Origin of the sequence: Halobacteriovorax sp. (assembly GCF_041587335.1) — a bacterium.
GTDB lineage: Bacteria > Bdellovibrionota > Bacteriovoracia > Bacteriovoracales > Bacteriovoracaceae > Halobacteriovorax.
The window spans coordinates 1-4,240 of record NZ_JBFGYP010000187.1; the positions used below are offsets into that span (position 1 = coordinate 1).

Below are 4,240 nucleotides of genomic sequence, written 5' to 3' on the forward strand. Positions count from 1 at the left end.
ATTCTATATACTGAGTACTAGTCTCTGAACAAAATGATCTCTTATTAAAATCTTCTTGAGCTTCTTCATCAGTCCCTGTTCTACCACGAGCAAGTCTTTCAAAGATTAAACGATATACAACTGTTCCGACTTCACGCTGGTTATTGGCTCCACCATCAGTAGCATTAACATCATTATCGAATATATAGGTATTTTCAGGCGTAGTATTGTAATTAGCATCTACTCCATATTGAGTACTACCTGGCTGATAGTAAGATTTAAATTCAATAGATCTAAGACGAACACTTCCAGAAGCACCACCATATAGAATACCGCTTTCAAGAACTGTTACTTTATTTGCATTAATATCATCAGCATTATTTCTTTCCCAATCATTTGTTGCCCTAACTAGAGTCGGTAACGCAGTCCAGTTCGCACTGATATTCTCGCCTCTAAGGTTAGCTGAACAGTTATGCTCTCTTCGAAGAAGAATCTCTGCTCTCTGAGTAAGGGAAGAAACGGTCGAGTCTTGAGAAAGTTTTCTCTGCCCCTTTGTCATCGTTCCCATTAGTTGAGTAACCCCTAATGAAACAACACCAAGCATGCCAGCAGCAATAACAACTTCTGCTAAAGTAAAACCTGAAGAGTTTGATAGAAAACTTCTCTTTGCCATAAGAACACCTAATTAGAAAATGAAATAATAGATTCAATTATAACTTAAATACTCTTTTAAACGGAATAGTCATTCCTTGCCGATTTAAAATCAATAACTTGAAGACATTAGTCAAATAATTTCCCTTGATTTGTACCTCAATAAATGGGCGGCCATATACCCGAGTATTAATAAAAAATGAATTAGATAGAAATTGATCAAGATTTCTAAAGATTGAATCTATTCAACACAGACATTAATTTTAGATGAAAGACATGTATCAATAAATTTAATATGAATAAAATGACTGGAGATAAGCAGAACACTCCCTTACAATAAAGAGATGAAAAAGGCCTTACTACTACTTTTATCTTCAATTACATTATCAACATATGCAGCAAACTCTCCTAAGATCTCTGCTTGCGATCTTTGGCAAGACTTGCCAAATCAGGATTACCAAAAAGTAAAAGCATTTGAGAAAAACGTATTTGAAAGAATGTCTAACACGAGAGTTTTCTATAAAGTTTCCGATCAAATCTTGAATGAAGTTTCAAATAATTCATATAAACATGATAAAGAGTCTCTCGATAAATGGGCAGCGTACTCACAACTCGATCCAACAAAACAATCTAATATTATAAAAGAATGGAGAAGCCAGTTCTTTAGAGCATTTCTCTTGAAGTCTTACTCAAAGCTAAACTTTGCACAAAAGTCTATTATTGATGAAGGCTTTTCAGAGCTTCATAAAGTTGCTTTTCCTAAAGTGAAGAAACAATCTTTTGAAGAGATACTAAATACTGCTAAATATTTACTAATAAAATATATCGATTCTCAAAAGATACCTAAAAAGACTGCAATGATTCTAAAGGGAAGTATTGTAACAATAAAACTTAACTGGGTAGAAACTATTGCTAATTCAGTATTCATGGAAGACCCTGAACGATATTTAAATATGGATATAGAATATAATCCGAAACACAATGTTCTAACAATTGGCCAAAGAGCATCAATACACAACGATGGTGATACAATACTATCAATCTTCATTCAACAAATGGCGCTAGCTATTTCTCCATGCAGATGGTCCATACTATTTCCAAATATAGATTTTCCATTCCAAAAACCACTTGAATGTCTAAGAACTAAAGATTCGATACATGCAAAGAAACGTGATGATAGTAAAGTTCAATCTCTTTACAAGAGTAAAAAAATAACAAAAGAACAAAGAGATGCAATAAATAAGTATCCACTTTGCAACACCCCTTTCTACCCAACGAAAGGACTACAGAAAGAGCAGATAAATATAGCTTTTTCGGACTGGATAAGCGCTGAGGCGATATCTCAAATGAAAGAACTTTCGATTCACTTTAGAGAAGATCTTTGTGCAATACAAACAGATAGCCTAACCCACTCATATCCACAAAATTTAGAGCGCTTAGTCAGAGTTTACTTAGCAAATCCAAAATTAAGAAGCTTAACAAATATTAAGATAGCAAAAGATATTAAATATTGTTCAATGTAAGTAATTAAAATATGAAAGATGAGAAAGATAAAATTAGAAAGTATGAAGAAGTGAAAGATACACTTCCTGATTCTTTTTGTCCCGTGCCATTTTCCACTCTCATTTTAAATCCAAACGGACTCGTTGGCTGCTGTAGAGAAAAAGGAAATGAGCATGCAGTTGGTAATATAAAAGACTCCTCCATTGAAGAAATATGGAACGGAGAAAAAGTAAGAGCATGGAGACGAGAGTTTCTTACTGGTAATATTGAAACATGCAAGGAAGAGATTCGGCATAACTCTTGCCATAGATTAAACAACTATCAAGACCTGATCAACCATATTGATGTTAATGAAGTAGTTAAAACACCTATCCTTAGATTGACCCCAGACTTTAATGGCAAATGTAATTTAAAATGTCCTTTCTGCGATGTATGGCAGCTTCCCAATGGACTTTACGATAGTCTTCCTGGTTTTTGGGAACATCTATCCAATCATATTCTTCCATTTGTTATACAAATTGACTGCTTGGCCGGTGAGCCATTCATTCAAAAGGATTTTTACAAGTTAATAGAGCTTTCAAGTAAAAAAAATACAAAATGTACATGGGAAGTCACAACAAATGGTCAATGGAAGTTCACAAAGAAAATAAAAGAACAGCTAGATAAAGTTGATTTCAGAATAATATCAGTGAGTCTAGATTCATTAGATACAAACTCTTATTCAAAGATAAGAGCTCCAGGCGAGCTAAGTAAAGTTCTAGGTACAATCTCAGATCTTAAAGAATATGCCACAGAAAGAAAGAATATAAATAGACCATTTCAACTCTTAATTAATTTTGCAATCCAGAGAGAGAATGTTTATGAAATTGTTAATATGTTTCATTTTTGTGAAGAGAATGAATTAGATATTTTCATTCAATATGTCTATTCCCCAAGCCATTTCTCCCCTTCAACACTTGACGAAAAAGAAAGAGTAAAAATCCTACATTATTATTTTACTAATCTTAATAGTGATCAACTCATTCAGGCAAGACGTGTGCTCTTAGCACTGATCGATACATTTTCAAAAGAAGAGAAAAATAAATTTATAAAAATCTACCAAGTACAAACTAATAATAAAATCTTACCTTTTATAGTTTAAGTTTTTCTTTATAAGATTCATTCATTTTCATATTCATGATAGGAAGATAGTAGGCCCTATCAATACTTGGTAATGAAAAAATAAGAGGTTTAATAACTCTCATAGAAAGGGAAACCTTTACAGCATCCATAGATAAAAGAAAATCCACAATTCGAATCTTCTCATTCTTTTCTAACTCTAATAGGCTATATTCTATAGGCTCATAACAAAGTGAAATAAATGGCAGGATTCCTTTATTTTTACAAAAGTCTAAGACATCGGGAACCTCTCTCCAATTATCCTTTTGCACTAAGAAATTCATATTTATATTGAGAGAAGACTTCCCTCTCTTAATTCTATCTTGTTCATAATCAAGAACGGCATCAATATTTTTTAATACGACACTTAAGTTTCCTAATTTTCTTATTTTATTATAAACTTCAGGAATTAAACTATCTATACTAGCGACAATACTCTTTACTTCTATTTTATCTAAATAACTCTTAATCTTTGTTGTAAGCTTCCAGTGCATATTAGTTGTAATATTCCACTTACATTCAGGGTTAACTGCACTTACTTCATCTATTAATTTAAATGTGTCATTCTGAAGAAATGGCTCTCCAGATAACATGTCTATTTCTTTTAAGTGAGGGAACATAGATAATCTGGCATCTTTCCAAAAATTTTCTTCCGTATAAAAGCCATTAGGCATTTTCCAGACGTGGCACATTTGGCACTCTAGGTTACAAAACCCATTGAAGTTCGCTGTTAACTTTAAAACAGGAGATAACTGAACCTCAGAAAGCTCTGCGTGTTCGAGAAGTTCATTATTACCAGCGCAAAGATTACAATTATTATAATCAATATCGCTTCGACACATTTTCGAATTTCCCTCTAGAAATTCCCTACTCCATCTTCTAGCAATTTCACCATTCCAAATTTCATCAAAGGTATTATTCTTAAGATTACCAATAGAGTACTCTGTTA

General features: G+C 32.9%; 4 protein-coding genes. 2 read left to right on the forward strand and 2 right to left on the reverse strand.

Annotated elements, in window-relative coordinates:
- On the reverse strand, positions 1 to 652 hold a 652-nt coding region (locus tag ABX784_RS15780), incomplete at its 3' end, for a hypothetical protein (protein ID WP_372656026.1).
- A 322-nt stretch (positions 653 to 974) separates the two neighbouring features.
- Here ABX784_RS15780 and ABX784_RS15785 point away from each other — a divergent pair.
- On the forward strand, positions 975 to 2,153 hold the full coding sequence (locus ABX784_RS15785) for a hypothetical protein (protein WP_372656027.1): 1,179 nt from the start codon (positions 975 to 977) through the stop codon (positions 2,151 to 2,153).
- Positions 2,154 to 2,164: 11 nt separating this feature from the next.
- On the forward strand, positions 2,165 to 3,274 hold the full coding sequence (locus ABX784_RS15790) for an SPASM domain-containing protein (protein ID WP_372656028.1): 1,110 nt from the start codon (positions 2,165 to 2,167) through the stop codon (positions 3,272 to 3,274).
- Here the strand turns inward: ABX784_RS15790 and ABX784_RS15795 are convergent.
- Positions 3,264 to 4,240, reverse strand: a 977-nt coding sequence (locus tag ABX784_RS15795; protein ID WP_372656029.1) for a radical SAM protein, incomplete at its 5' end; no start/stop codon positions are given. The two genes, ABX784_RS15790 and ABX784_RS15795, sit on opposite strands and share 11 nt — an antisense overlap.

Bases quoted from the DNA above. Each gene is read 5' to 3' on its own strand.
- ABX784_RS15790 (WP_372656028.1), top strand. From the start codon at position 2,165: ATGAAAGATGAGAAAGATAAAATTAGAAAGTATGAAGAAGTGAAAGAT.
- ABX784_RS15785 (WP_372656027.1), top strand. From the start codon at position 975: ATGAAAAAGGCCTTACTACTACTTTTATCTTCAATTACATTATCAACA.